Genomic DNA, 24793 nt, shown 5'->3' with positions numbered 1-24793 from the left:
GTTGAAAAATAATTCTTATTAATCCCTGATCCGGGGTTGATAGGCTGCAGTTGCCGGCAACCATTGTTAGAGTCTTTCAGGCCTTTCGGTCCCTCAAACCTCTCGGCTAAGCTTGCGGCGGGAGGACAGCATGCGGGTTCAGGTCGTGATCATTGGCGGCGGGCCGTCGGGGCTTTTGCTGGGGCAGCTTTTGCATCGCCACGGAATCGAGGCCGTCGTGCTGGAGCGGAAGACGCGGGACTATGTTCTGGGCCGGATCCGGGCCGGGGTGCTGGAACAGGGCTTCGTCCGGCTGATGGAGGAGGCCGGCGTGGCCGACCGCCTGCACCGGGAGGGGATCGTCCATGACGGCACGCTGATCGCCCATGACGGTGGCATGTTCCGCGTGGATTTCACGGAGCATACCGGCGTGCCGGTCGTCGTCTACGGCCAGACCGAGGTGACGCGGGATCTGTATGACGCGCGCGAGGCGGCGGGGGCCGAGACGATTTTCGAGGTCGAAGGGGTCGAGCTGTGCGATCTGGAGGGGGAGCGGCCTTACGTGACCTTTACCGCCCAGGGCGAGGCGCGGCGGATCGACTGCGATTTCGTCGCCGGGTGCGATGGCTTCCACGGGGTCAGCCGCAAGACCATCCCCGAGGATGTGCGGACGGAATACGAGAAGGTCTATCCCTATGGCTGGCTCGGCGTGCTGTCCGAGACGCCGCCGGTGGATGACGAGCTGATCTATGCGAATTCCGCCCGCGGCTTCGCGCTGTGTTCCATGCGCAATCCAGGGCTGAGCCGGTATTACATCCAGTGTTCCCTGTCGGATCATCCCGGCGATTGGTCAGACGATGATTTCTGGACGGAGCTCAAGCGGCGCATTCCGGAGGAGGCGGCGGACAAGCTGGTGACGGGGCCGTCGATCGAGAAGTCGATCGCGCCGCTCCGGTCCTTCGTGACAGAGCCGATGCGGTGGGGGCGGCTGTTCCTCTGCGGGGATGCCGCCCATGTGGTGCCGCCGACCGGGGCCAAGGGGCTGAATACGGCGGCATCGGATGTGCATTACCTCTATCATGCGCTCAGGCAGTTCTATGAGGAGGGCGATGCGGAGGGGATCGATCTTTATTCCGAGCGGGCCCTGGCGCGGGTCTGGAAGGTGGAGCGGTTTTCGTGGTGGTTCAGCGCGCTGATGCACCGGACGGCGGATCAGAGCGCGTTCGATCTGCGGATGCAGCGGGCAGAGCTGGAGTTTCTGGCGGATAGCAAGTCCGCCCAGGCGGCGATGGCGATCAATTATGTGGGGCTTCCCTATTGAGTGAGCGATACGACACGGGCCGCAAGGTGCGGCGGGAGGTTCTGGGGGATGCCCATGTGGACCGGGCCGACGCGGCGCGGACGGAGTTCGATGCGGCGTTTCAGGAGATGATCACCGAGGGCGCCTGGGGCACGCTTTGGGCGCGGGATGCCATCCCGCGGCGGGAGCGGTCGATGCTGACGCTGGCGCTGCTGGCGGCATTGGGGAATTGGGAGGAGCTGGAATTGCATCTTCGCGCGACGGCGCAGACGGGGGCCAGCCGGGAGGATGTGCTGGAGGTGTTCCTGCATGTCGCCGTTTATGCGGGCGTGCCGCGGGCCAACAGCGCGATCCGGATCGCGAAAGAGGTCTTTGCGGAGATGGATCGATGAGCGGGTTTGTCGCGCGGGATCGCTTGTGGCATCCGCCTGCCCTGGCGCATGCCTATCGGTCGAGCCTCGCCCGGTCGCCCCGGGCGGCGCCGGTATCGTTTCCGACGACCCTGTCTGAAGAGACGGGGCCGGTGTTCGGGGACGGGGTTCTGGGCGAGCTCGACAACGATCTGATCCACAATTTCGCGGCGGAGGGGAAATCGGCGATTGGGCCGCGGATCCTTGTGCAGGGGCGGGTGACGGATGAGTTCGGGCGGCCTCAGCCCGGCGTGCTGGTGGAGGTCTGGCAGGCCAATGCGGGCGGGCGCTACCGGCACAAGCGGGAGGGATATCTGGCGCCGCTGGATCCGAATTTCGGCGGCTGCGGGCGGTGCGTGACCGATGCGGAGGGCTTCTATGAGTTCCGGACGGTGCAGCCGGGGCCCTATCCCTGGCCCAACGGCGGGAACGATTGGCGGCCGGCGCATATTCATTTCTCGCTGCTCGGGGGCGCCTTTGCGCAAAGGCTGATCACGCAGATGTATTTCGAGGGGGATCCGCTGATCTGGCGCTGTCCGATCGTGGGCGCGATCCCGTCGACGGAGGCGATCCAGCGGCTGATCGCGCCGTTGGACATGGAGGCAGCCGTGCCCTTCGACGCGCGGGCCTATCGGTTCGACATCGTGTTGCGGGGGCGGCGGCAGACGGTTTTCGAGAACCGGAGGGACGGCTTGTGAAGGAGACGCCATCGCAGACGGCCGGACCGTACGTGCATATCGGGCTGACGCCGAACCTGTCGGGCGTTGGCGGGGTCTATGACGCTGATCTGGGCGCCGAGATGACAACCGGGCCGGTGCGCGGGGAAGAGATCGTGCTGCACGGGGTGATCCGCGACGGGATGGGGGCGATCATCAAGGACGCGGTCGTCGAGGTCTGGCAGGCGGATGCGGATGGGTTGTTCGGGGCGGACGGAGATCCGAACTTCACCGGCTGGGGGCGCTGCGCCTGCGATATGGAGACAGGCGAGTACCGGTTCGAGACGGTGAAGCCGGGGCCCGTGCCCTATCCGGACGGGCGGATGCAGGCGCCGCATGTCACGGTCTGGATCGTGGCGCGGGGGATCAATCTGGGGCTTCAGACGCGGGCCTATTTCGAGGACGAGGAGAACGGGGAGGATCCGGTGCTGAAGCGGATCGAACATCGGGACCGGGTGGAGACTCTGATTGCCCGGCGCGAGGCCGACGGGGTCTATCGCTTCGACATCGTGCTGCAGGGGGATGGAGAGACGGTGTTCTTCGATGTCTAAGCCTTGCATCATCTGCGTGGCTATCACCGGGTCGGTGGCGCGGAAAGAGAACAACCCGGCGGTGCCGATCACCGTCGCCGAGCAGGTCGAGAGCGTGCACGAGGCGTTCGAGGCCGGGGCAACGATCGCTCATTGCCACGTGCGGAACGACGACCAGACGCCGACGAGCGACCCGGAGAAGTTCGGGCGGTTGCTGGAAGGGCTGCGCAAGCATTGCCCTGGAATGATCGTGCAGTTTTCGACCGGGGGGCGGTCCGGCGCCGGGCGCGAGCGTGGGGGGATGCTGCCCTTGCGGCCCGATATGGCGTCGCTGTCGACGGGGTCGGTGAACTTCCCGGCACGGGTTTACGAGAACACGCCGGAGCTGGTGGACTGGCTGGCGTCCGAGATGCGGGACTACGGTGTGATGCCCGAGATCGAGGCGTTCGACCTGAGCCATATCCATACGGCTGTTGCGATGCATCGGGACGGGCGGATTCCCGGCAAGCTGTATGTGCAGTTCGTCTTTGGGGTGAAGAACGCGATGCCCTCCGACCCGGCCGTGTTCGACTATTACGTGAAAACGGTCGAACGGCTGGCGCCCGAGGCCGAGTGGTGCGCGGCGGGGATCGGCCCGGCGCAGCTGACGGTCAACGAGTGGTGCATCGCGGCGGGCGGGCATACACGGACCGGGTTGGAGGACAATGTCCGGCTGAATCGGGACACCTTGGCGCCGTCGAACGCGGCGCTGGTCGAACGGGCGGTTGAGTTGTGCCAGAAATACGAGCGGCCGGTGGCGGATTGGCGGCAGGCGCGGGAGATCTTGGGGTTACCGAGCGCAGCCTAGCGACTGCGAGGTTTGGAGAAGCGCGTCTCCCCGTCGGCCAGTCCCGCCCGGCGATAACGCCGGGCATCGCCACGTCCGGCACGCTGCGCGTTCGCCCCCCAGGTCGGGCGATGCCCTCGTCCCTTAATCGGTCAACTATAAGACGCCTTAGCTGTCCGTATGTTAGGCCCGGCGGCACCGCCGGGCCGCGCCCGACCGTCCCCGCGGGAGGGCGCTTGGCAGTGTTGTTAGAAGCATAACCGACACAGATGCTTTGAAGTGTCCGAGCTGATCCTATCTCTCGAGCGCCCACCCAGGGTCGGGCGCGCCCCTCGTCAAGCAAGATGGCTGTCAGGCCCGGCCCGCGTCGCTTGAGAGGGTCAGCGCGCTGATGCCAAGCGTTTCGAGGGCCGCCTGCCACTTCTCGTCATTGGGCAGGTCGAAGACGAGGCGGGGGCTCGCTTCGCAGGTGAGCCAGTCGTTGCGCGCGATCTCGGCCTCGAGCTGGCCGGGCGCCCATCCCGCGTAGCCGAGTGCGAGCAGCGCTTTGGCCGGGCCGCTCTGCCCCGAGATCGCGGTGAGGATGCCGGTCGAGGACGTCATGGCGAGCGGGCCGCCTTCGTGTAGCGTTGCCCCTTCGTCGCTGTAGTCGCAGGAATGGAGGACGAAACCGCGCGCCATCTCGACCGGGCCGCCGAAATGGATGGGCACGGTGCCGCCGCGATCCTCGATCTTGGTCGCCTCGAGCACGTCGCGGAAGCTGACCTCGTCGGAGGGCTTGTTGATGATGAGCCCCAGCGCACCGCTGTCGGAATGGGCGCAGAGATAGATCACCGAGCGGGCGAAGCGCGGATCGGCCAAGGCGGGCATGGCGATCAGGAGATGTCCGGTCAGGTCGGTGGGCTCTGACATGGTCCGAAGATGGCGGTGTGAGGCGGCGCTTGCAAGGCGGGGCCATCGCCCGATCGTGACTTTGCAGAAATGGTTCGGCATGGCATGGCGGGCAAATGGATGCGCGATGGATTCTTGTGGCCGCCTGTGGCCTTGGGGCGCCTGCGGCGGCGGAGCCTCTGGGCGAGGTGGCGACGCTGGAGGTGCTGGAGGGCTGGCGGATGCCGTCGGGCCAGCACATGGCGGCGGTGCGGGTGCGGCTGGCGCCCGGCTGGAAGACCTATTGGCGCAGCCCCGGCGATGCAGGGATCCCGCCCTATTTCGATTTCCACGCGGCCGAGAATATGGCGGCCGTCGCCTGGCACTGGCCGGTGCCCAAGGTGTTCCACGCCAACGGGATGCGATCAGTCGGCTATTCGGGAGAGCTGGTGCTGCCGGTCGAGGTGACGCCGCGCGGGACCGGAGAGGTGCGCTTCGCCGGGACGGTGCAGATCGGCGTCTGCGAAGAGATCTGCATCCCGGCGATGTTCGAGTTCGATGCGCTGCTGCCCGCGAGTGGGGCGCGCGATCCGGCGATCGTGGCGGCGCTGGTCGACCGGCCGATGACGGCCGAGGAGGCGGGCGTGGGCCGGGTGGCCTGCCGGGTGATGCCGCTCGCCGACGGGCTGCGGCTGTCGGCAGAGATCGAGGTGGGCCGGCTGGGCGCGTCTGAGGCGGCGGTGATCGAGGCGGGGCCGGGCATCTGGGTCTCGGACCCGGAGGTCGAGCGGGCCGGAGACCGATTGGTCGTCACGGCGGACTTGGCAGCGCAGGAGGGGCCGGTGGCGCTCGACCGGAGTGCCGTGCGGGTGACGGTGCTGGCCGAGGGCAAAGGCGTGGATATCCGGGGGTGCCCGGCGGGGTAGGGCGTGTTGCCGAGATAAGGGAACGGCATGGGATGCTTTCGATCCGTTATTGCCTCCAGGTTCGCTTGAGAACACCCACCCAGTTTTTGTAGCAGATCTTTTCGATCAGCTTGGTCCCGAAGCCTGCGTCGGTCATTGCCTGCCGCAGCGCCCCAAGCCCGCTCGCATCACCGATGGGTTTCGGCACGGTCGCGCCGTCGAAGTCAGACCCCAAAGCAACCCCGTCTTCGCCGACGATGCGCACCATGTGCTCCAGGTGCCGGACCATCATGGAAACGGGAACGTCATCCACCATGCGCCCGTCTTCCCGTAAGAGCGCCGTGGCAAAATTCAGTCCGACCACGCCACCGGTTTCGGCAATCGCAGCTAGCTGCTTGTCGGTCAGGTTGCGCGAATGCGGGCAAATGGCATGGACGTTGGAATGGGTGGCGACGATAGGCGCGTCCGTGATCGCGGCGATGTCCCAGAACCCGGTTTCGGAGATATGGGACGTATCGACCAGGATACCCATCCGGTTGCACTTTCGAACCAGGCTTTTGCCGATATCGGTCAGTCCGCCACCTATGTCGGGATTGGACGGAAACCTGAAAGGGACGCCGTCGCCGTAAGGTGTCGGTCTGCTCCATACAGGGCCGAGGGATCGCAACCCTGCCTCGTAAAGCCGGTCCAGCGTTTCGAACCCTGGATCGATGGCCTCGGCCCCTTCCATGTGAAGGACGGCTGCGATTTCCCCCGATGAGATGCAGTGCAGGATGGCGTCTGTATCGGTGCAGATCGTCAGTCCGCCGTCCTTCTCGAGTTGCCTGAGGGTTTCGACCTGTTTCCAAGCGATCTTCTGTGCTTCGGCAAGCGGAACTTCGGGTGGCAATGGAAGGTCGTATTCCGGCGCCTGCATCCTTTCCAGATACCCTGAAAACTCTCCACGGGACGGGACGAATACGGCGAAGAAGCCGCCTGCGAAACCTCCGAGACGGGATTTCGGAACGTCGATATGGCCGTCGTCGCCGGTCAGAAATCCCCGGATGCCGCCGGAGGTCCCTCGTTTATACAATCTGCTCAGGACATCGTTGTGACCGTCAAAGACGGGAGGTGTCTTCATGGCAGCCTGTCCCCTTGTCCTACCTGAGCGCCGGATATGCGCTGTAACGCCCGTCGGGCCAAGACGCCAAGAATATGTCAGCCACACCGAAAAGCCTGAAGGTTCTTCGCATCGACGATAGCTGAAATCGAGCGGCGCTTGCTCCTCAGGTGCCGGGCTGGGATTGTTTCGTGGCGGGCGGTCTTTCCGCCGCCGTTCCGGCGAATACACGATCGCTCTGCGCCGAAATACGTCGCTTTTGGGCCTCGCGTCGGGTTGGGATTTCTGGTTGGGTCAAGGCAATGACACAGCCTGCGCTTGACCTGTCTCCGCCTGTCTCGGACGAGATCCGCAAGACGACCTGCTACATGTGCGCCTGCCGGTGCGGGATCAATGTCCATATCAAGGACGGAAAGGTCGCCTATATCGAGGGGAACCGGGATCATCCGGTGAACCGCGGGGTGCTCTGCGCCAAGGGGGCGGCGGGGATCATGCAGCACAACTCTCCCGCCCGGCTCAGGGCGCCGATGCGGCGGACGGGGCCGCGGGGGTCGGGGGAGTTCGAGGAGATCAGCTGGGAGGAGGCGCTGGAGACGGCGGTGTCCTGGCTGGCTCCGGTGCGTGAGGAGAACCCGGAGAAGCTGGCGTTTTTCACGGGGCGGGATCAGTCGCAGAGTTTCACCAGCTTCTGGGCGCAGGCCTTTGGCACGCCGAATTATGCGGCCCATGGGGGGTTCTGTTCGGTCAACATGGCGGCGGCCGGGATCACGACCATGGGCGGCGCGTTTTGGGAATTCGGGCAGCCCGATTGGGAGCGGACGAAGCTGTTCCTGATCTTTGGGGTGGCCGAGGATCACGACAGCAACCCGATCAAGATGGGGATCGGCCAGCTGAAGGGCCGGGGGGCGCGGGTGATCGGGGTGAACCCGATCCGGACGGGGTACAATGCCGTCGCCGATGACTGGTTCGGGATCACGCCGGGGACGGATGGCCTGCTGATCAACGCGCTGATCCACGAGCTGCTGAAGGCGGGGCGGATCGATCTGGACTATCTCGCCCGGTTCACCAATGCGCCCTGCCTTGTCGATGCGCGGGAGGGGGAGACGCAGGGGCTTCTCCTGAAGGACGGTGAAGGGCGGCCGCTGGTCGTCGACCGGCGGACGGGGAGCCTGAAGCCTTGGAACGCAGAGGGGGTGGAACCCGATCTGTCGGCCGGCCAGACGTTGAAGGGCACGGCGCACCGGACCGTGCTGGATCATCTGGTGAGCCATTTCCTGGACCCGTCCCATGCGGCGGAAAACGTGGCCGAGCGCACCGGGATCCCGGCGGAGCGGATCCGGGGGCTGGCGGCGCTGCTGGCCAAGACGGCGTTCGAGGAGGAGATCGTGCTGGACCGGCCGTGGACGGATTTCCGCGGGCACCGGCATGAGCGGATGGTTGGGCGGCCCGTCGCGATGCACGCGATGCGCGGGATTTCGGCCCATTCGAACGGGTTCCAGACCTGCCGGTCGCTGCATATCCTGCAGATCCTGCTTGGGACGGTGGAGGTGCCCGGTGGATTCCGCTTCAAGCCGCCCTATCCCAAGCCGATGTCGGCGCATCCGAAGCCGCATTATCGCGCGAAGGCGGGCGAGCCTTTGGACGGGCCGCATCTGGGCTTCCCCCACGGGCCCGATGATCTGGCGCTGAAGGAGGACGGCAGCCCGGCGCGGATCGACAAGGCGTTCACCTGGGAGAACCCGCTGTCGGCCCATGGGATGATGCATATGGTGATCGCCAATGCCCATGCGGGCGATCCGTATGAGGTCGACACCCTGTTCCTCTACATGGCGAACATGGCCTGGAATTCGTCCATGAACACGCGGTCCGTGATGGACATGCTGTCGGATCAGGACGAGGCCGGGGCGTACAAGATCCCGCGGATCATCTATTCAGACGCCTATTCGTCCGAGATGGTGGCCTATGCCGACCTGATCCTGCCGGACACGACGTATCTGGAGCGGCACGACTGCATCTCTCTGCTCGACCGGCCGATTTGCGAGGCGGATGCGGCGGCAGATGCGATCCGCTGGCCGGTGGTGGAGCCGGATCGGGATGTGCGGGGGTTCCAGTCGGTGCTCGTCGATCTGGGGGCGCGGTTGGGGCTGCCCGGGTTCGTCGAGGAGGACGGAAGCGCAAAATACGCCGATTATGCCGATTATATCGTCAACCATATCCGCCGCCCGGGGATCGGGCCCTTGGCGGGGTGGCGGAGCGAGGGGACGGGCCGCGGGGAGGCGAGCCCCGATCAGCTGGACCGGTATATCGAGAATGGCGGGTTCTGGATCTCGCACGTCCCGGAGGAGGCCGCGTTCTACAAGCCGTGGAATGCCGCCTATCAGGAGTGGGCGGTCGAGACGGGGTTCTATGACAGCCCGCAGCCGTATCTGTTCAGCCTGTATCTTGAACCGCTGCGGCGGTTCCAGCTGGCCGCCGAAGGCTATGGCTCACGGCAGCCGCCGGAGCATCTGCGGGAGCGGATCAAGTCGACCTTGACGCCTTTACCGCATTGGCACGCGCCGCTCGTCGATGCGCTGGAGGATCCGGCGGAATACCCGATCCATGCGCTGACCCAGCGGCCGATGGCGATGTATCATTCCTGGGGGAGCCAGAATGCGTGGCTGCGCCAGATCCACGGGCGCAATCCGCTTTACGTGCCGACCGCGCTGATGGAGGCGCATGGGCTGGCGGACGGGGATTGGGTGAACCTGATCTCGCCCCACGGGCAGATCACGGTGCCCGTCGCCCATATGGCGGCGCTGAACCCGAATACCGTCTGGACGTGGAACGCGATCGGTAAGCGGAAGGGGGCCTGGGCACTGGACCCGAAGGCGCCGGAGGCGACGAAGGGGTTCCTGCTGAACCACCTGATCCACGAGCTTTTGCCGCCGCGGGGGGATGGCTTGCGCTGGTCGAACTCGGATCCCGTGACGGGGCAGGCCGCGTGGTTTGACCTGCGGGTGAAGATGGAGAAGACGAGAGCTCCGGCAGAAGTGTTGCCGCAGACAGGGGCACAGACCTCGCCCGTGCCGGAGGCACCGGAGACGCTGGCGTGGAGCGTGAGATGACCCGGAAGGAGCGGCCATGAATATCGACCTTCTCAAGCGGCTTTGCGAGACGCCCGGCGTGCCGGGCCATGAGGCCCGGATCCGGGATCTGATCAAGGGCGAGATCGAGGGGCTCTTCGATCATGTGGAGACCGATCCGATGGGGTCGCTGCTCTGCCGCCGGGAGGCGGCCGCGGGGACCGAGGCGCCGGTGCGGATCATGCTGCTGTGTCATATGGACGAGATCGGCTTTCTGGTGAGCCACATCACCGAGAAGGGCTTTGTCCATGTCCTTCCGGTCGGTGGGTTCGACCCGCGCAACCTGTTCTCGCGCCGGGTGCTGATTGCGGCGAAGGGTGGGGATATCAAAGGGGTGATGAACCCCGGCGGGCCGCCGGTCCATATCGCCTCGAAAGATGATGTGAAGAAGGTGCCCGATCCGCATGAGTTCTACATTGATACCGGGCTTGGCGAGGCGTCGAAGGATAAGGTGCGCGTCGGTGACATGGTGGTGATGGACGAGCCGCTGATCGAGATGGGCGAGCGGATCGTGTCGAAGGCGCTCGACAACCGGATCGCGTGCTGGCTGGGGATCGAGGCGATCCGGGGGCTGGGCGATCATCGCGGCGCGGCGGAGATCCATGTGGTGTTTACCTCGCAGGAGGAGGTCGGGCTGAGGGGCGCGCGGACGTCGTCCTATGCGGTGAAGCCAGAGATCGGGATCGGGATCGACGTAACTTTGGCTTGCGACACTCCGGGTGTGCCGGAGCACGACCGGACGAGCGAGCTGGGCAAGGGGTTCGGGCTGCATCTGCGGGACGGGAGCTTCATCGCCGATACCGCGCTGGTGGACGAGATCGAGGCGCTGGCGACCCGCGAGGAGATCCCGTTCCAGCGGACGATGCTGCGCTCCGGCGGGCAGGACGGGGCTGCCGCCCAACAGGCTGCCGCCGGGGCGCGGGCGGTGGGGATCGTCGTCGGCACCCGCTACATCCACACGGTGACGGAGATGATCGACCGCAATGACCTGCAGGCGGCGCGGGATATCCTAGTGGCCTACCTTAAAGAGACCTGATGACCCAGTTGCCGCCCCCCTCGGAGGTCAAGCTTGGCCTTGTGATCGACCTGGATACCTGTGTCGGCTGTCATGCCTGTGTGACGGCGTGCAAGGGCTGGAATACGGAAAATTACGGGGCGCCGTTGGCGGATACCGATCCCTATGGGGCGGAGCCGTCGGGGACGTTTCTGAACCGCATCCACTCCTACGAGGTGCAGCCGGAGGACGGGGTGGCGCAGCTGGTGCATTTCCCGAAGAGTTGCCTGCATTGCGAGGACGCGCCGTGCGTGACCGTGTGCCCGACCGGGGCGAGCTACAAGCGGGCCGAGGACGGGATCGTTCTGGTGAACGAAACGGCCTGCATCGGCTGCGGCCTGTGCGCCTGGGCCTGTCCCTATGGGGCACGGGAGAAGGATCCGGTGGAGGGGGTGATCAAGAAGTGCACCCTGTGCGTCGACCGGGTCTATAACGAGAACCTGCCGGAGGAGGATCGGGTGCCGGCCTGCGTGCGGACCTGCCCGGCGGGGGCGCGGCATTTCGGGGATTTGGGCGATCCGGACAGCGCGGTGTCCCGGCTGGTGGCCGAGCGGGGCGGGATCGACCTGATGCCCGAGCAGGGGACCAAGCCGGTGAACCAGTATCTGCCGCCGCGGCCGAAGGACGAGCCGCTGGATGTTCTGGCGCCGCTGCTGGAACCGGTGGCCGAGACGCCGGACGGGTTTCTTGGGTGGCTCGACAAGGCGCTGTCGCGGTTGCCGGGAGGGCCGTCGTGAGTTTGTTTTTGAAGACGCGCGGCTGAGCGGATGCATCCGGCCTTTTCCGTCATCCTGTTTTCGACGCTCTCCGGGGCGGGGTTTGGGTTGCTGGCCTTCCTTGGGGTCGGGTGGCCGGCGCCGGAGGGCCTCGCTGCGTTCGTCTTCTATGCGATCGGGTTTGCGTTGGCCGTGAGCGGGCTGATCGCGTCGACGTTCCACCTGGGGCGGCCTGAGCGGGCGTTGCGGGCGTTTACGCAATGGCGGTCGTCGTGGTTGTCGAGGGAGGCGTGTCTGGCGGTGGCGGCGTTGGTGCTGGCCGGATTGACCGCGCTGGCGCAGATCTTCGGGTCCGGTCATGTGCTGGTTCTGGGCTGGCTGGCGGCTGCGTTTTGCATCGCAACCGTACTCTCGACCTCGATGATCTATGCCAGCCTGAAGACGGTGCCGCGGTGGAACGATTTGACCACGCCTGCCCTGTTCCTTGGCTGGGCGCTGGCGGGTGGGGCGTTGCTGGCGGCGCATGTGATGCTGGCGGCGGTGCTGTTCCTTGTGGCCTCGGCGATCCAGCTTGCGCATTGGATCCGGGGCGACAGCGCGCTGCGGAGGTCGGGGACGACTTTGGCGACGGCGACGGGGCTTGAAGGAGGCCGGGTGCGGAGCTTTGAGCCTCCGCATACGGGCGGGAATTACCTGACGCGGGAGATGGTGTTTCAGGTCGCGCGGAAGCATGCGCTTCGGCTGCGGGTGATCGGGCTGGCTTTGGCCGGCGTCGTTCCGGCGGTTCTGCTTCTGATCGCGCCGGCAAGCCATGTGACGGCGGGGCTGGCGCTGCTGTGTCATTTCCAGGGGCTGCTCGTGACGCGCTGGCTGTTCTTTGCGGAGGCCGAACATGTGGTGGGCCTGTATTACGGGGCGCATACCGCCCGGACGGCCTGAGCGTGGAGGGGTTCGATCCGAAGTGGCGGGATCAGGCGGATTATGTCCTCGGGATCACCAAAGCGATCTGGGAGGATCGGGGGATCCGGTCGCTGGAGGGGTTTTACGGGGAGGATCTGATCGTCCGGTCTCCATCCTCGGTCATCAAGGGAAATGGCGGGATCGTCGCGGCAACGCTGGCGACACTGGCGGAGTTTCCGGACCGGGAGCTGCTGGGCGAGGACGTGATCTGGACGCTGACCGGGGAGGACAGTTTCCTGTCGTCGCATCGGCTTTACTGCACGGCGACCCATAGCGGGGCGGGCATGTATGGCCCGCCGACGGGGCGGCAGCTGGCCTATCGGATCTTGGCCGATTGCTGGTGCCGGGGGAACGCGGTGCAGGACGAGTGGCTGGTGCGTGATCAGGGGGCGATCGTTCTGCAGATGGGAGAGGATATCCCCGGCTGGACCCGGCGGCTGATCGCGCGGGAAGGCGGGCCGGAGGCGTGCGTTGCGCCCTACCGGCCGGAGATCGATATTGCCGGGCCTTATGATGGCGTGGGGGATGGTGCGGCGCCAAGTGATGCGCTGGGGGCGCTGCTGGGCGATGCGATGGCGGGGGACTTTTCGGCCTTCGCCAAGGGCTATGATCGGGCGGCGCGGCTGGCTTATCCGTGCCATGAGGCCGGGCGGGGTCCGGAGGATGCGGTGCGGTTCTGGATGTCTCTGCGCAATGCTTTGCCCTCGGCGGAGTTCGTAATCCACCATGCGATCGGGCGCCTAGACGACCCGGACATGCCGCCGCGGGCTGCGATCCGGTGGTCAATGGACGGGCGGCATGATGGGTATGGGCGGTTCGGGCCGCCGACCGGTGCGACGCTGCATGTCATGGGCATCACGCACGCGGAATTCGGGCCGCGGGGGCTTGCGCGGGAATGGACTCTGATCGACGATACCGCGGTTTGGAAGCAAATCCTTCTTTCCACAGGGGACGTGTGAGAGATGCTTGATCTACAGACGGGGCAGGCCGACCTGCGCAGGCAGGTGCGGGCGGGGCTGGACCGGCTTTTCAAGGATCCGGCAGAGGACGGGATCCTTGCCGATGATGCGGTGTTCGATTGCGCCTGGCCCGTGGGGCGCCTGGAGGGACGGGCGGCGATCGCGCATGGGTTCCTGCGCCCGCTGGTCAACGCGCTGTCGGGCCTTTACCGGCGGGATCTGCTGTTCATCGGAGGCGATAACATTCGGGAGGAAGGCGGGTTCTGGTGTGCTGCCGTCACCCATTACGTGGGCAATTTCGACGGGACGCTCTTCGGGCTGAATCCGTCGGGGCATCTGGCATTTCTGCGGGCGGGGGAGTTCTTTCGGATCGAGGACGGGAAGATCACGCTGGCGCGGATCATCTTCGACCTGCCTGATCTGATGCGGCAGGCGGGTCGGATGCCGATCCCGTCGATCGGGACCGAGACGACCTTTCCGGCGCCCGCGACTCAGGACGGACTTTGCCCCGATCCAGCGGGTGGCGCTGCGTCGCTTGATGTTGTCGAGCGGATGCTGACGAGCCTTCATGCCTATGATCCGCGCACCATGACCTCGGCCGGGCAGACCGGGGAGGGCGGCACCTGGGCTGATGACATGATGTGGTACGGGCCCGGCGGGATCGGGTCGAACTATCGCTGGGACGGATTCGTGAAGGATCACCGCGCGTCGTTCCTGACGGCATTTCCAGACCGTAAGGGCGGCAACCATTATTGCCGGATCGGGGATGGAAACTATGCCGCGGTGTCTGGCTGGCCGTCGATGACGATGACGCACAAGGGCGATTATCTGGGCGTTCCGGCTTCGGGCAAGGCGCTGATGCTGCGGGTCATGGATTTTTACCGGACCTCGAGCGACCGTATTGCCGAGAACTGGGTGCTTCTCGACTACGGCGATCTGTTCGATCAGCTCGGCATCGACCTGATCGCCCGGTCAAATACGCTCGAGCCGGTCGTCTTCTGATTTCTCGACGCCGGCCTCGTCGGTAGATGTCTCCCTGGCCGGAGTGAGTTCCTTGCGGGCTATAAACAGGCCCGCAGCGCCCACCCCGAGGCTGCCCAGAAGGACATATCCCAGAAGGATCGCCCAGAAGGACGCTCCGAAAACCATCCAGGCGCCAACCGCGCCGACAAGGCCTGCACCAAGGCCACATAAGATAAGTAAAGGCATCTGCTCTCCCCGCGCCGTGCCCCCCACGCCTCAGGTACCTTGCGCGACCTTAGCAGGTTTGGAGCGCTTGTGCAGATTTTCCTTATCGGAGGCGCTGGCCCGACGCGGCGTCGAAGAAATAGAGGTAGGCGGGATCGGGTCTGATCGCGACGGTGTCGCCTTCTTTCGAGCGGTAATCGCCGCGTTCCTCGACCACGATCTTGTCGTTTCCGCCAAGCAGATGGACGTAGGACACGCCGCCGAGGCTCTCGGAGAGGTCGACCCGGTGGGTGTCGCCCGCGGGGTCGATGGTGATGTGTTCGGGCCGCATGCCGACGACGACTTCGCGCCCCGCATCGAGGCCCGCGGCGGGCACTGTGCCGATGCCCGGGACATCGACCTGTCCGCCATCCGTGACCGTTCCGCGGACGAAGTTCATCGAGGGCGAGCCGATGAAGCCCGCAACGAACTGGTTGTCCGGGTCGCGGTAGAGGTCCATCGGGGCGCCGACCTGTTCGATTCGGCCCGCGCGCAGAACCACGATCTTGTCGGCGAGCGTCATCGCCTCGACCTGGTCGTGGGTGACGTAGATCATCGTGGCGCCGATATCCTTGTGCAGCCGCGCGATCTCCACCCGCATTTCGACCCGCAATTCCGCATCGAGGTTCGAAAGCGGTTCGTCGAACAGGAAGACCTCTGGCCCGCGGACGATGGCCCGCCCGATCGAGACGCGCTGGCGCTGGCCGCCGGAGAGGGCGGCGGGCTTGCGCTTGAGATAATCGTCGAGCTGCAGGATGCGGCTGGCTTCGGCCACCTTCGTCTGGATTTCGCGCTTGGCGTGGCCGTTCATCTTGAGGCCGAAACCCATGTTTTCCTCGACCGTCATATGGGGGTAGAGCGCGTAGGTCTGGAACACCATCGCCACTCCGCGTTCGGCCGGATCCATCCGCGTCACGTCGCGCTGGCCGATCCGGATCGCCCCGTCGGTCGTTTCTTCCAGACCCGCGACCATCCGCAGAAGCGTGGACTTGCCGCAGCCGGAGGGGCCGACGAAGACGCAGAACTCCCCGTTTTCGATCTGCAGATCGATCCCGTGGATCACCTGCGTTTCACCGTATTTCTTGATTACATCGTTCAGAACGACACCCGACATCTAGCGCTCCTCCTCCGCTTCCACCGGGCGGTCCGGAAACCGCCAATGCTGTGCTTCTTCTGCAATCGCCTGCGCCGCCGCCTTGATGCGGGGCACGAGCCGTTCCAATTCGGCCAGGTTGGTCCGCGTGGTCGTCCCGGTGACCGACAGCGCGCCGAGGCAACGCCCCCGCCCGCTGAGGATCGGGACGGCGACGCAGATGATCCCCGGTTCGTGCTCCTCCCGGTCGAAGCCGTAGCCGTGTTCGCGGATCTCGGCCAGCTCGGCCCGGAGCGCCGCCTCATCCGGCAGGGTTGCCGGTGTGAAACGATGAAAGCTTTGCTGCTTCAGCACGCGGGTCAGATCGTCCGCCGGCAGATGGGCCAGCATCGCCTTGCCGACGCCCGTGCAATAGGCGGGGCCAACCTTGCCCGATTGCGAATACATCTCGACCGGGTCTGCCGCATTGCGCTTGTCGACATAAAGGACGTGACCCCCGTCGAGCTGGGCAAGGTGCACTGTTTCGCCCGCCTCGCGGCTGAGCCTGTCGAGATAGGGGCGCGCGACCTCGGCCAGCGACGATTGCGCCCAGGCCGCATGGGCCAGCCGCACCAGCCGCATACCGGGACTGTAGACGCCGCGCTCGGGATCGTAGGCGACCATCCCTTGATTGGTCAGCGTCTGCAGCAACCGGTAGAGCGTTGCCTTCGGCAGGTCGCTCTGCTCCAGCAGCTCGGAAAACCGCACCGGCCGCCCGAAGCCAGCGACCTGGTCGAGAACGCCCAGCGCCTTTCCGACGGTGCCGTCGCCGCTGCCTGACATTTATCCTCCCTGTCCGGGCCCGTGATGCCCGAAACTGTTGACAAGCATCCCTGAGTCGGGGTGTCATTTCAATATCCAAAACCGAGTTCCAAATAATGGAACTTAAAATTGGTCAAGGGAGGACCAAATGACAGTCACCTTCAAGGGCGCGGCCACCGCCGCCCTCCTGTCGCTGATGGGCGGCACCGCGTTCGCCGCGGGCCATGGCGAACCGCTGACCGGCGACCTCAAGATTTTCCTCGACACCTCGAACCCGGCGCCGCGCGCGACGATGGAAGAGGTGATTTCGCGCTTTCAGGAGCAGCACCCGGACCTGAACATCGAGACGACGATCATCGACCGGGAGGCCTACAAGACCCAGATCCGGAACTTCCTGACCGCGAATTCGCCCGACGTGGCGACGTGGTACGCGGCGAACCGGATGCGGCCCTACGTAGAGGCGGGTCTGTTCGAGGATGTCTCAGACCTGTGGGCCGAGCCCGAGATCGCTGAAAACCTCGCTTCGACCAAGGGCGCGATGACCATCGATGATGCGCAGTGGGGCGTGCCCTACACCTACTACCAGTGGGGCGTCTATTATCGGAAGGACATCTTCGACGAGCTTGGCCTGTCGGAGCCGACCACCTGGGAAGAGGAGAAGGCGAACTGCCAGGCAATCCTCGATTCAGGGCGCAAGTGCTACACGATCGGGTCCAAGTTCCTTTGGACCGCGGGCGGCTGGTTCGACTATATGAACCTGCGCACCAACGGGTTCGACTTCCACATGCAGCTGGCGAACGGCGAGGTGGCTTGGACCGACGACCGCGTTCGCCAGACCTTCGCCAATTGGCGCGAGCTGATCGACATGGGCGCCTTCATCGACAACCACCAGACCTATAGCTGGCAGGAGGCGCTGCCCTTCATGGTGAATGGAGAGGCGACGGCCTATCTGATGGGCAACTTCGCCGTCCCGCCGCTGCGTGAGGCCGGGCTGAGCGACGACCAGCTGGACTTCTACCAGTTCCCGGCGATCAACCCGGAGGTGGAGATGGCCGAGGATGCGCCGACCGACACGTTCCACATCCCGTCCAATGCGGAAAACAAGGATAACGCGCGCGCCTTCCTGCGCTTCGTCGTGTCGCCGGAGATCCAGACCTACATCAACGGGCCCGACGGGTTGCAGCAGCTTCCGATCAATGCGGCAGCAAGTGTGCCGGACGACAAGTTCCTGCAGGAAGGCTTCACGATGCTGTCCGAGAACTCGACCGGCGGCGTCGCCCAGTTCTTCGACCGGGACGTCCCGGCCGAGATGGCGGCGACCGCGATGGAGGGCCTTCAGGAATTCATGGTCTTCCCCGACAATCTCGACGACATCCTGAACCGCCTCGAACAGGCGCGTCAGCGGATCTACTGAGACCATCGGGCGTGGCGGAGCCTGCCGCGCCCGTCAAAATCTTCTAGAAGATTTTGCCTGTGCAGAATTTTCTAGAAAATTCTGTTCCGGAGCCGCCCGATGACCGACGTCGTTGCCCCGCCCGCCCAGACCCGCACCAAGCAGCCGCGCGGCTGGTACAAGCGCAACGAGATCGCGCTGACGCCGTGGCTGTTCCTGGCGCCCGGCATCCTCTTCTTCTCGGTCTACGTCGTCATCCCGATCTTCCAGAGCTTCAACCTGTCGCTCTACGCCTGGGACGGGCTGGGGGAGGCGGAATTCATCGGTCTTGCCAACTACCAGGAACTGATGACCGACCGCGCCTTCGAGGTGTCGCTGTGGAACAACCTCAAATGGCTGCTGCTTTATTTGCTCGCCATTCCCGCGGGCCTGTTCATCGCGCTGTTTCTGAACCAGACGGTCACAGGGATCCGGCTCTACAAGTCTCTTTTCTTTTTCCCCTTCGTGCTGTCTCAGGTCGTCGTCGGCCTCGTCTTCTCGTGGTTCTACCTGCCGAACGAGGGGCTTCTGAACGCTATCGCCGCGTGGGTCGGTGCGGGCCCGTTCAACATCCTCGGCGATCCGACGACTGCGACCTACGGGATCATCGCCGCGGGGCTCTGGCCGCAGACGGCCTATTGCATGATCCTCTACCTCACGGGCCTCAATGCCGTGGACCCCGAACAGGTGGAGGCCGCCCGGCTTGACGGCGCGAAGGGGTGGAAGATGCTCTGGTACGTGATCCTGCCGCAGCTCAAGCCCGCCACGTTCATCGCCTTCGTCGTGACGATCATCGGCGCGCTCAGGAGCTTCGACCTGATCTCGATCATGACGAATGGGGGGCCCTTCGGGTCGACCCGGGTCCTGTCCTTCTACATGTTCGAAAAGGCGCTGGCCGAGTTCGGGTTCCGCATGGGCTACGGCGCGGCGATCGCCGTCGTTCTCTTCCTCATCATGATGCTTTTCATCGCGTATTTCCTCTGGTCGATGTGGAACGAAGAACGGAGCGCGCGCCGATGACCCGGGCCGAGTTCGATGCGCTCTGCGCCGCCCATCCCGGTGCCATGCTCTCCGGCGCTGGAGAACTTGATGCCTGGAAGGTCGGTGGCAAGATGTTCGCCTGTTTCGGCCATGAGGAGACGCGCGCCGCGAATACCGAAACCGCAGCCGTCAAATGCCCGGATGTGGAAACCGCGACGATGCTGATCGATGCGGGCGCGGCGTCGAAAGCGCCTTACTTCCACCGCTCCTGGGTCCAGCTCGACCTCGCTGCGCTGGATGCGGACGAGGCGCGTCACCGTATCGCGGTCAGCTACGACACGATCGCGAAGGGGTTGCCCAAGAAGGTTCGCGCAGCCCTCAGCGAGGGGGAGGCGTCCTCATGAGTGGCAGGCACGACCTGGACACGAGTATTTACAGCCAGATGAAGATTGAGCCCGCCCATCTTCATCTGGCCAAAAATACTCACGATCCTGACCTTACCAGGGGAGGCGAGGCCTGACATGTTTCCCACTCCGATCGAAAAGACATCCCGCACCTGGCAACTGACCTACCAGGGCCTGCTGCCGCTGGCGCTGATCATGTGGCTGCTGCCGCTGATCGCGGTCGCCCTGTTCTCGATCAAGCCGGGCGCGGATTTCACGACCGGGAACTATTGGGGGCTGCCGTCGGCCTTTGCGGGCTTCGAGAATTACGGGCGGGTGTTCCTCGACTCGGACATGCCGCGCTATCTGCTGAACTCTGTCTTCATCACCGTACCGACGGTGATCGGCGCCGTGGCGCTCTCGGCGATGACAGGCTTTGCGCTGGGGATCTATCGGTTCAAGGGCAACCTTCTGATCTTCTTCATGTTCATCGCCGGCAATTTCGTGCCGTTCCAGATTCTGATGGTGCCGGTGCGCGACCTGACGCTGAATATGGGACTTTACGATACCAAGCTGGGCCTCGTCCTCTTCCACATCGCGTTCCAGACGGGCTTCTGCACGCTCTTCATGCGCAACTTCATCCGCGCGTTGCCCTACGAGTTGATCGAGGCGGCGCGGGTCGAAGGCGTCGCCGAATGGCGCATCTTCTGGTATGTCGTGCTGCCCCTGATGAAGCCCGCCATCGCCGCGCTGGCCGTGCTGATCTTCACCTTCATCTGGAACGATTACTTCTGGGCCATCGTCCTGACGCAGGGCCCGGACAGCCAGCCGGTCACCGCCGGGATCACCTCGTTCAATGCCCAGTATCGCGCTGCCTACCACCTGATGAGCGCTGGTTCGATCGTTGCCGCCCTTCCGCCCGTGCTGATGTTCTTCCTCATGCAACGGCACTTCATCGCGGGCCTCACGCTTGGAGCCGTCAAGTAATGACAAAAATCGCCTTTATCGGCGCCGGATCCACGATCTTCATGAAGAACATCGTGGGCGACTGCCTTCATTTCGAAGCGCTTGAGGATGCGCATTTCGCGCTGATGGATATCGACCGCCAGCGGCTTGAGGAAAGCGAACTGGTGGCGAAGAAGCTGATCGAGGCGAGGGCCGCGCCCGCGACGGTGTCGGCCACGACCAGGCAGGCCGAGGCGCTGGAGGGGGCGGATTTCGTCGTGACCGCTTTTCAGATCGGGGGATACAAGCCCTCGACCGTGATCGATTTCGAGATCCCCAAACAATACGGCCTGCGCCAGACGATCGGCGACACGATGGGTGTCGGTGGCATCATGCGCGGGCTGCGGACGGTGCCGCACCTGTGGTCTGTGGCCGAAGATATGGCGCGGCTCTGCCCCGGGGCGCTGATGCTGCAATACGTGAACCCGATGGCGATCAACACCTGGGCGCTGGCCGAGCGGTATCCGCAGGTAAAGGCCGTGGGGCTGTGCCATTCCGTGCAGAACACGGTGGAGGAGATCGCCCACGACCTGGACCTGCCGAAGGAGGAGATCCGGCATCGCGTGGCGGGGATCAATCACGTCGCCTTTTTCCTGAAGTTGGAACATGAGGGCCAGTCGCTCTACCCTCGTTTGCGCGACGGGTATCGCGCGGGGCGGCTGCCGAAGCCGCCGCTTCTGATGCCGCGGTGCCAGAACAAGGTGCGCTACGAGGTGATGGAGCATCTGGGCTATTTCTGCACCGAAAGTTCGGAGCATTTCGCGGAATATGTGCCGTGGTTCATCAAGGAGGGGCGGGACGATCTGATCGAGGCGTTCGGCATTCCGCTGGACGAGTACCCGAAACGCTGCGTCGAGCAGGCCGAGGGATGGACGAGCCAGGCGGCGGATTTCCGGACGCCGGAGAAGATCGAGGTGAAGAAGTCCCACGAATTCGCGGCCGAGATCATGAACGCGGTCGCGACCGACCAGGCCACGACGATCATCGGCAACCTGCCGAACCGGGGGCAGCTGCCGCAGCTTCCCGCGGGCGCTGTCGTCGAGACGCCGACGCTGATCGACGCCAATGGCTGTCAGCCGACGGTGATCGACGATATCCCGCCGCAGCTGGTGGCCCTGATGCGCACGCAGATCAACGTGCAGGAGTTGACGGTGCGCGCACTGGTCGAGGAGAACCCGAAGCATCTGTATCACGCGGCCTACATGGATCCGCATACGGCGGCAGAGCTGGACCTGCGTCAGATCCGCAGCCTGATGGATGACCTTCTGGCCGCCCATGGTGACTGGATCCCCGCCTGGGCGCGGGTGAGGAAGGCCGCATGAGCGCGACCTTCCCGGACCTCGACGGCGCGTCGGTCTACATCACCGGCGGCGGCTCCGGCATCGGGGCGGCCTTGACCGAAGGCTTTTTGCGGCAGGGGGCCAAGGTCGCCTTCGTGGGTCGGTCGGACGCGACCGAGTTCTGCGACGAGATGGAGCGGGAGACCGGCAATCGCCCGCATTTCATGCCATGCGACATCACCGATACGGGGGCGCTGAGGGAGACGCTGGAACAGGCTGGCGACCTGCATGGGCCGATCACGACTTTGGTAAATAACGCCGCCAATGATCAGCGGCATACGCTCGCCGGGGCGGACGAGGCGTTCTGGGACTGGATGATCGCGATCAACCTCAAGGCCTATTTCTTTGCCTGCCAAACGGTTGCTCCGATGATGAAGGAAGCAGGCGGCGGGTCGATCATCAACTTCAGCTCAATCAGCTACATGATGGGGAATGCGGGCTATCCGATCTACACGACGGCCAATTCCGGCATCAACGGCATGACGCGGTCGCTTGCGCGGGAGTTGGGGCCGGACCGGATCCGCGTCAATGCGCTGGCGCCGGGCTGGGTGCTGACGCAGAAGCAGAAGGATATGTGGGTGACGGAGGAGGGGCTGAAGGCGCATCTGGAGCGCCAGTGCCTGAAGGACCCGCTGGAACCCGACGATATCGTCGGTGGATGCCTGTTTCTTGCGTCCAATATCTCCAAGGCCATGACCGGACAGGCGTTGGTGATCGATGGCGGCGTGGTCGTGACCGGATGAGCGTTGCGCCGGATTGGATCGCGGTCGATTGGGGCACGTCGAACGTGCGCGCCTGGGCGATGTCGGCCTCTGGCACAGTGCTGGCGGAGGCCCATTCGGCGGACGGGATGGGGACGCTTGCGCGAGATCAGTTCGAGGGGGCCTTTCGTCGGTTGACGGACGGTTGGGTGGCGGCCCCCGCGATTGCCTGCGGCATGGTCGGGGCCCGGCAGGGCTGGGCGGAGGCGCCTTATCGGCAGATCCCGTGTGTGCCTTTGGGGGAGGAGGCTGCCAGGCCGGAGAGCGATCTGGATGTTCGCATCATTCCGGGCCTCAAGCAGCGGACGCCCCCCGATGTAATGCGCGGGGAAGAGACGCAGATCGCGGGATTCCAGGCGCTCAACCCGAATTGGGACGGGGTGATCTGCCTGCCGGGGACGCACACGAAGTGGGTTCAGGTGAGCGCGGGAGAGGTCGTGTCGTTCCAGACCTTCCTGACCGGAGACCTGTTCGCGGCGCTGACGGAACATACGGTTCTGAAGCATTCGACGGCGGGAGAGATGAGCGATGAGGAGAGCTTTCGCGCTGCGGTCCACGATGCGCTGGCCAAGCCCGAACGGCTGGCGGCGCGGCTGTTCGGGATTCGGGCGGATCATCTGCTGAACGACATTCCACAGGACAGCCTGCGCGCACGCCTGTCCGGCCTGCTGATCGGGGCGGAGCTTGCGGCGGCCCGGCCGTATTGGCTGGGGCAGCAGATTGCGGTGATCGGGGCGCCGGGGCTTGCGAAGCTCTATATGATGGCGCTTGCTGCGCAGGGCGTTCCCGCCATCGAGGCAAATGCCGAGCGGATGACGCTCGCCGGGCTGAAGAGGGCACGCGAATGCATGAAGTTACCAACGTAGAGCGGCCCATCATCGCGATCCTGCGGGGGCTGACGCCAGACGAGGCGGAAGATCATGCGGAGGCGCTGGTCTCTCACGGGATCACCCGGATCGAGGTGCCGTTAAACTCGCCGGAGCCGCTGGACTCGATCCGGCAGATTGCGCGGAAGTATCCGCATCTGCCGATTGGGGCGGGGACTGTCCTGACGCCGGAGGAGGTGCGGCAGGTCAACCTTGCCGGGGGGCGCATGATCGTCTCGCCCAACTGCGCGACGCCGGTGATCGACGAGGCGGTGCGGCTGGGGCTGGCTGCCTATCCTGGCGTGATGACGCCGACGGAGGCGTTTACCGCCTTGCGGCACAAGGCTGCGGGGCTGAAGCTGTTCCCGGCAAGCCTGATCGGGCCTGCCGGCCTGAAGGCGATGAAGGCGGTGCTGCCTGCGGAGGCCGAGACCTATGCGGTGGGCGGCGCCGGGCCGGACAACTTTGCGGAGTGGATCGCGGCGGGTGTCACCGGGTTCGGGATTGGCACCGCGCTTTACCAGCCGGGGCAGAGCGTGTCGGAAACGGCTGAGAAGTCCGGGGCTATTGTCGCGGCCTATGACGAGGCGGCGGGATGAGCGCGGTCCATGATCCGACGGTGTGTACGCTGGGCGAGGGGCCTCTATGGCATCCTGAGCGAGGACAGCTTTACTGGTTCGACATCCTGAACCACACGCTTTTGACCCGTGAGGGGGGCGAGACCCGCCGGACGGAGTTCGACACGTATGTCTCCGCCGCCGGGTGGGTCGATCGGGACCGTTTGCTGGTCGCGTCGGCCAAGGCGTTGCTTCTGCATGATCTGGCTGCAGGGACGACCGAGGAGGTTGCGGCGCTGGAAGCGGACAATCCCGTCACCCGGTCCAACGATGGCCGGGCCGATCCTTGGGGCGGGTTCTGGATCGGGACGATGGGGATCGATGCCGAGGAGGGCGCGGGGGGGATCTATCGCTATTACCGCGGCGAGCTTCGGAAGCTCTATGCGCCGATCACCATCTCGAACGCGATCTGTTTCTCGCCCGACCGCCGGTTCGCCTATTTCACCGATACGCCGACGCAGGTGATCCAGCGGGTGGCGCTATCGGAGAAAGACGGCTGGCCTTCCGGCGATCCCGAGCCGTGGTTGGATCTGTCGCAGGACAACTGGCGGCCCGATGGCGCAGTTTGCGATGCGCAGGGGAACCTGTGGAACGCCCAGTGGGGCGGATTTCGGGTGGCGTGCTATAGTTCGGAGGGGTCCTTCATACGTGCGGTGAAGTTCCCCGCCGCCCAGACGACATGCCCGGCCTTCGGCGGCACGACGCTTTACTGTACGTCGGCGGCCGAGGGCCTTTCGGACGTCCACAAGGAGCAGCATCCGCTGTCGGGCCAGACCTTTGTGGCGACGGACATTGCCGAGGGGCAGCCGGAACACCAAGTCATCCTCTGACCATCGGG

26 protein-coding genes are annotated in these 24793 nt (G+C 64.9%); 21 read left to right on the top strand and 5 right to left on the bottom strand.

Going from position 1 to position 24793, the window contains the following annotated elements:
- Positions 1-130 precede the first annotated feature (130 nt).
- The 5 genes from pobA to AADZ90_RS01580 are packed head-to-tail and all read left to right on the top strand — an operon-like array spanning position 131 to position 3782.
- Complete coding sequence (gene pobA / locus AADZ90_RS01600; protein WP_367309505.1) at positions 131-1300, top strand: 4-hydroxybenzoate 3-monooxygenase; 1170 nt, start codon at positions 131-133, stop codon at positions 1298-1300.
- Positions 1297-1671 carry a 4-carboxymuconolactone decarboxylase gene (gene pcaC, locus AADZ90_RS01595; protein WP_367309506.1) on the top strand — a complete coding sequence of 125 codons (375 nt, stop codon included), beginning with the start codon at positions 1297-1299 and terminating at the stop codon, positions 1669-1671. The genes pobA and pcaC overlap by 4 nt, the downstream gene beginning before the upstream one ends.
- Positions 1668-2387 (top strand): protocatechuate 3,4-dioxygenase subunit beta, encoded by a 720-nt coding sequence (gene pcaH / locus AADZ90_RS01590; RefSeq protein ID WP_367309507.1) that lies wholly within the window; start codon positions 1668-1670, stop codon positions 2385-2387. Before pcaC ends, pcaH begins: the two co-directional genes overlap by 4 nt.
- A complete protein-coding gene (pcaG, locus tag AADZ90_RS01585) occupies positions 2384-2956 on the top strand; it encodes a protocatechuate 3,4-dioxygenase subunit alpha (protein WP_367309508.1) in 573 nt (190 codons plus the stop codon). The genes pcaH and pcaG overlap by 4 nt, the downstream gene beginning before the upstream one ends.
- A complete protein-coding gene (locus AADZ90_RS01580) occupies positions 2949-3782 on the top strand; it encodes a 3-oxoadipate:acetyl-CoA acetyltransferase (protein WP_367309509.1) in 834 nt (277 codons plus the stop codon). Before pcaG ends, AADZ90_RS01580 begins: the two co-directional genes overlap by 8 nt.
- A 330-nt stretch (positions 3783-4112) precedes the next feature.
- Here the strand turns inward: AADZ90_RS01580 and AADZ90_RS01575 are convergent, their stop codons facing one another.
- Entirely contained in the window at positions 4113-4673 is a 561-nt protein-coding gene (locus AADZ90_RS01575) for a YqgE/AlgH family protein (RefSeq protein ID WP_367309510.1), read from the bottom strand.
- Positions 4674-4768: 95 nt separating this feature from the next.
- On the opposite strand from AADZ90_RS01575, the gene AADZ90_RS01570 reads away from it, so the two are divergent.
- A complete protein-coding gene (locus AADZ90_RS01570) occupies positions 4769-5557 on the top strand; it encodes a protein-disulfide reductase DsbD domain-containing protein (RefSeq protein ID WP_367309511.1) in 789 nt (262 codons plus the stop codon).
- A 46-nt stretch (positions 5558-5603) separates the two neighbouring features.
- Here the strand turns inward: AADZ90_RS01570 and AADZ90_RS01565 are convergent, their stop codons facing one another.
- Positions 5604-6656, bottom strand: coding sequence for a dipeptidase (locus tag AADZ90_RS01565; protein WP_367309512.1), 1053 nt, complete (start codon positions 6654-6656; stop codon positions 5604-5606).
- A 281-nt stretch (positions 6657-6937) separates the two neighbouring features.
- On the opposite strand from AADZ90_RS01565, the gene AADZ90_RS01560 reads away from it, so the two are divergent.
- The 6 genes from AADZ90_RS01560 to AADZ90_RS01535 are packed head-to-tail and all read left to right on the top strand — an operon-like array spanning position 6938 to position 14451.
- Positions 6938-9742 (top strand): molybdopterin oxidoreductase family protein, encoded by a 2805-nt coding sequence (locus tag AADZ90_RS01560; RefSeq protein WP_367309513.1) that lies wholly within the window; start codon positions 6938-6940, stop codon positions 9740-9742.
- Between the two features lie 16 nt (positions 9743-9758).
- Positions 9759-10796 (top strand): M42 family metallopeptidase, encoded by a 1038-nt coding sequence (locus AADZ90_RS01555; protein WP_367309514.1) that lies wholly within the window; start codon positions 9759-9761, stop codon positions 10794-10796.
- Complete coding sequence (locus tag AADZ90_RS01550) at positions 10796-11551, top strand: 4Fe-4S dicluster domain-containing protein (RefSeq protein ID WP_367309515.1); 756 nt, start codon at positions 10796-10798, stop codon at positions 11549-11551. The genes AADZ90_RS01555 and AADZ90_RS01550 overlap by 1 nt, the downstream gene beginning before the upstream one ends.
- Positions 11552-11581: 30 nt before the next feature.
- Positions 11582-12469, top strand: a complete 888-nt coding sequence (locus tag AADZ90_RS01545; protein WP_367309516.1) for a dimethyl sulfoxide reductase anchor subunit family protein — start codon at positions 11582-11584, stop codon at positions 12467-12469.
- A 2-nt stretch (positions 12470-12471) separates the two neighbouring features.
- Positions 12472-13449, top strand: a complete 978-nt coding sequence (locus tag AADZ90_RS01540) for a nuclear transport factor 2 family protein (protein WP_367309517.1) — start codon at positions 12472-12474, stop codon at positions 13447-13449.
- A 3-nt stretch (positions 13450-13452) separates the two neighbouring features.
- Positions 13453-14451, top strand: coding sequence for a nuclear transport factor 2 family protein (locus tag AADZ90_RS01535; protein ID WP_367309518.1), 999 nt, complete (start codon positions 13453-13455; stop codon positions 14449-14451).
- Here AADZ90_RS01535 and AADZ90_RS01530 read toward each other — a convergent pair.
- The 3 genes from AADZ90_RS01530 to AADZ90_RS01520 all read right to left on the bottom strand — a co-directional run bounded on the left by AADZ90_RS01530 (position 14422) and on the right by AADZ90_RS01520 (position 16591).
- Positions 14422-14658 (bottom strand): hypothetical protein, encoded by a 237-nt coding sequence (locus AADZ90_RS01530; RefSeq protein ID WP_367309519.1) that lies wholly within the window; start codon positions 14656-14658, stop codon positions 14422-14424. The genes AADZ90_RS01535 and AADZ90_RS01530 overlap by 30 nt on opposite strands.
- Positions 14659-14740: 82 nt before the next feature.
- Complete coding sequence (locus AADZ90_RS01525; protein WP_367309520.1) at positions 14741-15790, bottom strand: ABC transporter ATP-binding protein; 1050 nt, start codon at positions 15788-15790, stop codon at positions 14741-14743.
- Positions 15791-16591 (bottom strand): IclR family transcriptional regulator, encoded by an 801-nt coding sequence (locus tag AADZ90_RS01520; protein ID WP_367309521.1) that lies wholly within the window; start codon positions 16589-16591, stop codon positions 15791-15793. It lies immediately after the preceding gene.
- A gap of 127 nt (positions 16592-16718) precedes the next feature.
- On the opposite strand from AADZ90_RS01520, the gene AADZ90_RS01515 reads away from it, so the two are divergent.
- From AADZ90_RS01515 to AADZ90_RS01475, 9 genes are all read left to right on the top strand, one after another.
- Positions 16719-17984 carry an ABC transporter substrate-binding protein gene (locus AADZ90_RS01515; protein WP_411996917.1) on the top strand — a complete coding sequence of 422 codons (1266 nt, stop codon included), beginning with the start codon at positions 16719-16721 and terminating at the stop codon, positions 17982-17984.
- A 99-nt stretch (positions 17985-18083) separates the two neighbouring features.
- Positions 18084-19022, top strand: coding sequence for a carbohydrate ABC transporter permease (locus AADZ90_RS01510; protein WP_367309522.1), 939 nt, complete (start codon positions 18084-18086; stop codon positions 19020-19022).
- The gene (locus AADZ90_RS01505) at positions 19019-19387 is read left to right on the top strand and encodes an MmcQ/YjbR family DNA-binding protein (protein WP_367309523.1); all 369 of its coding nucleotides are present in this window, start codon (positions 19019-19021) and stop codon (positions 19385-19387) included. Before AADZ90_RS01510 ends, AADZ90_RS01505 begins: the two co-directional genes overlap by 4 nt.
- 117 nt (positions 19388-19504) lie before the next feature.
- Complete coding sequence (locus tag AADZ90_RS01500) at positions 19505-20353, top strand: carbohydrate ABC transporter permease (RefSeq protein WP_367309524.1); 849 nt, start codon at positions 19505-19507, stop codon at positions 20351-20353.
- Entirely contained in the window at positions 20353-21693 is a 1341-nt protein-coding gene (locus tag AADZ90_RS01495) for an alpha-glucosidase/alpha-galactosidase (RefSeq protein WP_367309525.1), read from the top strand. The genes AADZ90_RS01500 and AADZ90_RS01495 overlap by 1 nt, the downstream gene beginning before the upstream one ends.
- Positions 21690-22454 carry an SDR family NAD(P)-dependent oxidoreductase gene (locus tag AADZ90_RS01490; RefSeq protein ID WP_367309526.1) on the top strand — a complete coding sequence of 255 codons (765 nt, stop codon included), beginning with the start codon at positions 21690-21692 and terminating at the stop codon, positions 22452-22454. The genes AADZ90_RS01495 and AADZ90_RS01490 overlap by 4 nt, the downstream gene beginning before the upstream one ends.
- Complete coding sequence (locus tag AADZ90_RS01485; protein WP_367309527.1) at positions 22451-23338, top strand: 2-dehydro-3-deoxygalactonokinase; 888 nt, start codon at positions 22451-22453, stop codon at positions 23336-23338. The genes AADZ90_RS01490 and AADZ90_RS01485 overlap by 4 nt, the downstream gene beginning before the upstream one ends.
- Complete coding sequence (locus tag AADZ90_RS01480) at positions 23317-23937, top strand: 2-dehydro-3-deoxy-6-phosphogalactonate aldolase (RefSeq protein WP_367309528.1); 621 nt, start codon at positions 23317-23319, stop codon at positions 23935-23937. The genes AADZ90_RS01485 and AADZ90_RS01480 overlap by 22 nt, the downstream gene beginning before the upstream one ends.
- Positions 23934-24785 carry an SMP-30/gluconolactonase/LRE family protein gene (locus AADZ90_RS01475; RefSeq protein WP_367309529.1) on the top strand — a complete coding sequence of 284 codons (852 nt, stop codon included), beginning with the start codon at positions 23934-23936 and terminating at the stop codon, positions 24783-24785. The genes AADZ90_RS01480 and AADZ90_RS01475 overlap by 4 nt, the downstream gene beginning before the upstream one ends.
- Positions 24786-24793: the final 8 nt, after the last annotated feature.

The organism is Aestuariibius violaceus (genome assembly GCF_040779325.2).
In the GTDB taxonomy this organism is placed as follows: Bacteria; Pseudomonadota; Alphaproteobacteria; order Rhodobacterales; family Rhodobacteraceae; genus Aestuariibius; species Aestuariibius violaceus.
The sequence above is the reverse complement of the archived record's forward strand: the minus strand, read 5'-3'. Positions and strand labels throughout refer to the sequence as shown.

Bases quoted from the DNA above. Each gene is read 5' to 3' on its own strand.
- pobA (WP_367309505.1), top strand. From the start codon at position 131: ATGCGGGTTCAGGTCGTGATCATTGGCGGCGGGCCGTCGGGGCTTTTG.
- pcaH (WP_367309507.1), top strand. From the start codon at position 1,668: ATGAGCGGGTTTGTCGCGCGGGATCGCTTGTGGCATCCGCCTGCCCTG.
- AADZ90_RS01580 (WP_367309509.1), top strand. From the start codon at position 2,949: ATGTCTAAGCCTTGCATCATCTGCGTGGCTATCACCGGGTCGGTGGCG.
- AADZ90_RS01575 (WP_367309510.1), bottom strand. From the start codon at position 4,673: ATGTCAGAGCCCACCGACCTGACCGGACATCTCCTGATCGCCATGCCC.
- AADZ90_RS01570 (WP_367309511.1), top strand. From the start codon at position 4,769: ATGGATGCGCGATGGATTCTTGTGGCCGCCTGTGGCCTTGGGGCGCCT.
- AADZ90_RS01565 (WP_367309512.1), bottom strand. From the start codon at position 6,656: ATGAAGACACCTCCCGTCTTTGACGGTCACAACGATGTCCTGAGCAGA.
- AADZ90_RS01560 (WP_367309513.1), top strand. From the start codon at position 6,938: ATGACACAGCCTGCGCTTGACCTGTCTCCGCCTGTCTCGGACGAGATC.
- AADZ90_RS01555 (WP_367309514.1), top strand. From the start codon at position 9,759: ATGAATATCGACCTTCTCAAGCGGCTTTGCGAGACGCCCGGCGTGCCG.
- AADZ90_RS01550 (WP_367309515.1), top strand. From the start codon at position 10,796: ATGACCCAGTTGCCGCCCCCCTCGGAGGTCAAGCTTGGCCTTGTGATC.
- AADZ90_RS01545 (WP_367309516.1), top strand. From the start codon at position 11,582: ATGCATCCGGCCTTTTCCGTCATCCTGTTTTCGACGCTCTCCGGGGCG.
- AADZ90_RS01535 (WP_367309518.1), top strand. From the start codon at position 13,453: ATGCTTGATCTACAGACGGGGCAGGCCGACCTGCGCAGGCAGGTGCGG.
- AADZ90_RS01530 (WP_367309519.1), bottom strand. From the start codon at position 14,658: ATGCCTTTACTTATCTTATGTGGCCTTGGTGCAGGCCTTGTCGGCGCG.
- AADZ90_RS01525 (WP_367309520.1), bottom strand. From the start codon at position 15,790: ATGTCGGGTGTCGTTCTGAACGATGTAATCAAGAAATACGGTGAAACG.
- AADZ90_RS01520 (WP_367309521.1), bottom strand. From the start codon at position 16,591: ATGTCAGGCAGCGGCGACGGCACCGTCGGAAAGGCGCTGGGCGTTCTC.
- AADZ90_RS01515 (WP_411996917.1), top strand. From the start codon at position 16,719: ATGACAGTCACCTTCAAGGGCGCGGCCACCGCCGCCCTCCTGTCGCTG.
- AADZ90_RS01510 (WP_367309522.1), top strand. From the start codon at position 18,084: ATGACCGACGTCGTTGCCCCGCCCGCCCAGACCCGCACCAAGCAGCCG.
- AADZ90_RS01505 (WP_367309523.1), top strand. From the start codon at position 19,019: ATGACCCGGGCCGAGTTCGATGCGCTCTGCGCCGCCCATCCCGGTGCC.
- AADZ90_RS01500 (WP_367309524.1), top strand. From the start codon at position 19,505: ATGTTTCCCACTCCGATCGAAAAGACATCCCGCACCTGGCAACTGACC.
- AADZ90_RS01495 (WP_367309525.1), top strand. From the start codon at position 20,353: ATGACAAAAATCGCCTTTATCGGCGCCGGATCCACGATCTTCATGAAG.
- AADZ90_RS01490 (WP_367309526.1), top strand. From the start codon at position 21,690: ATGAGCGCGACCTTCCCGGACCTCGACGGCGCGTCGGTCTACATCACC.
- AADZ90_RS01485 (WP_367309527.1), top strand. From the start codon at position 22,451: ATGAGCGTTGCGCCGGATTGGATCGCGGTCGATTGGGGCACGTCGAAC.
- AADZ90_RS01480 (WP_367309528.1), top strand. From the start codon at position 23,317: ATGCATGAAGTTACCAACGTAGAGCGGCCCATCATCGCGATCCTGCGG.
- AADZ90_RS01475 (WP_367309529.1), top strand. From the start codon at position 23,934: ATGAGCGCGGTCCATGATCCGACGGTGTGTACGCTGGGCGAGGGGCCT.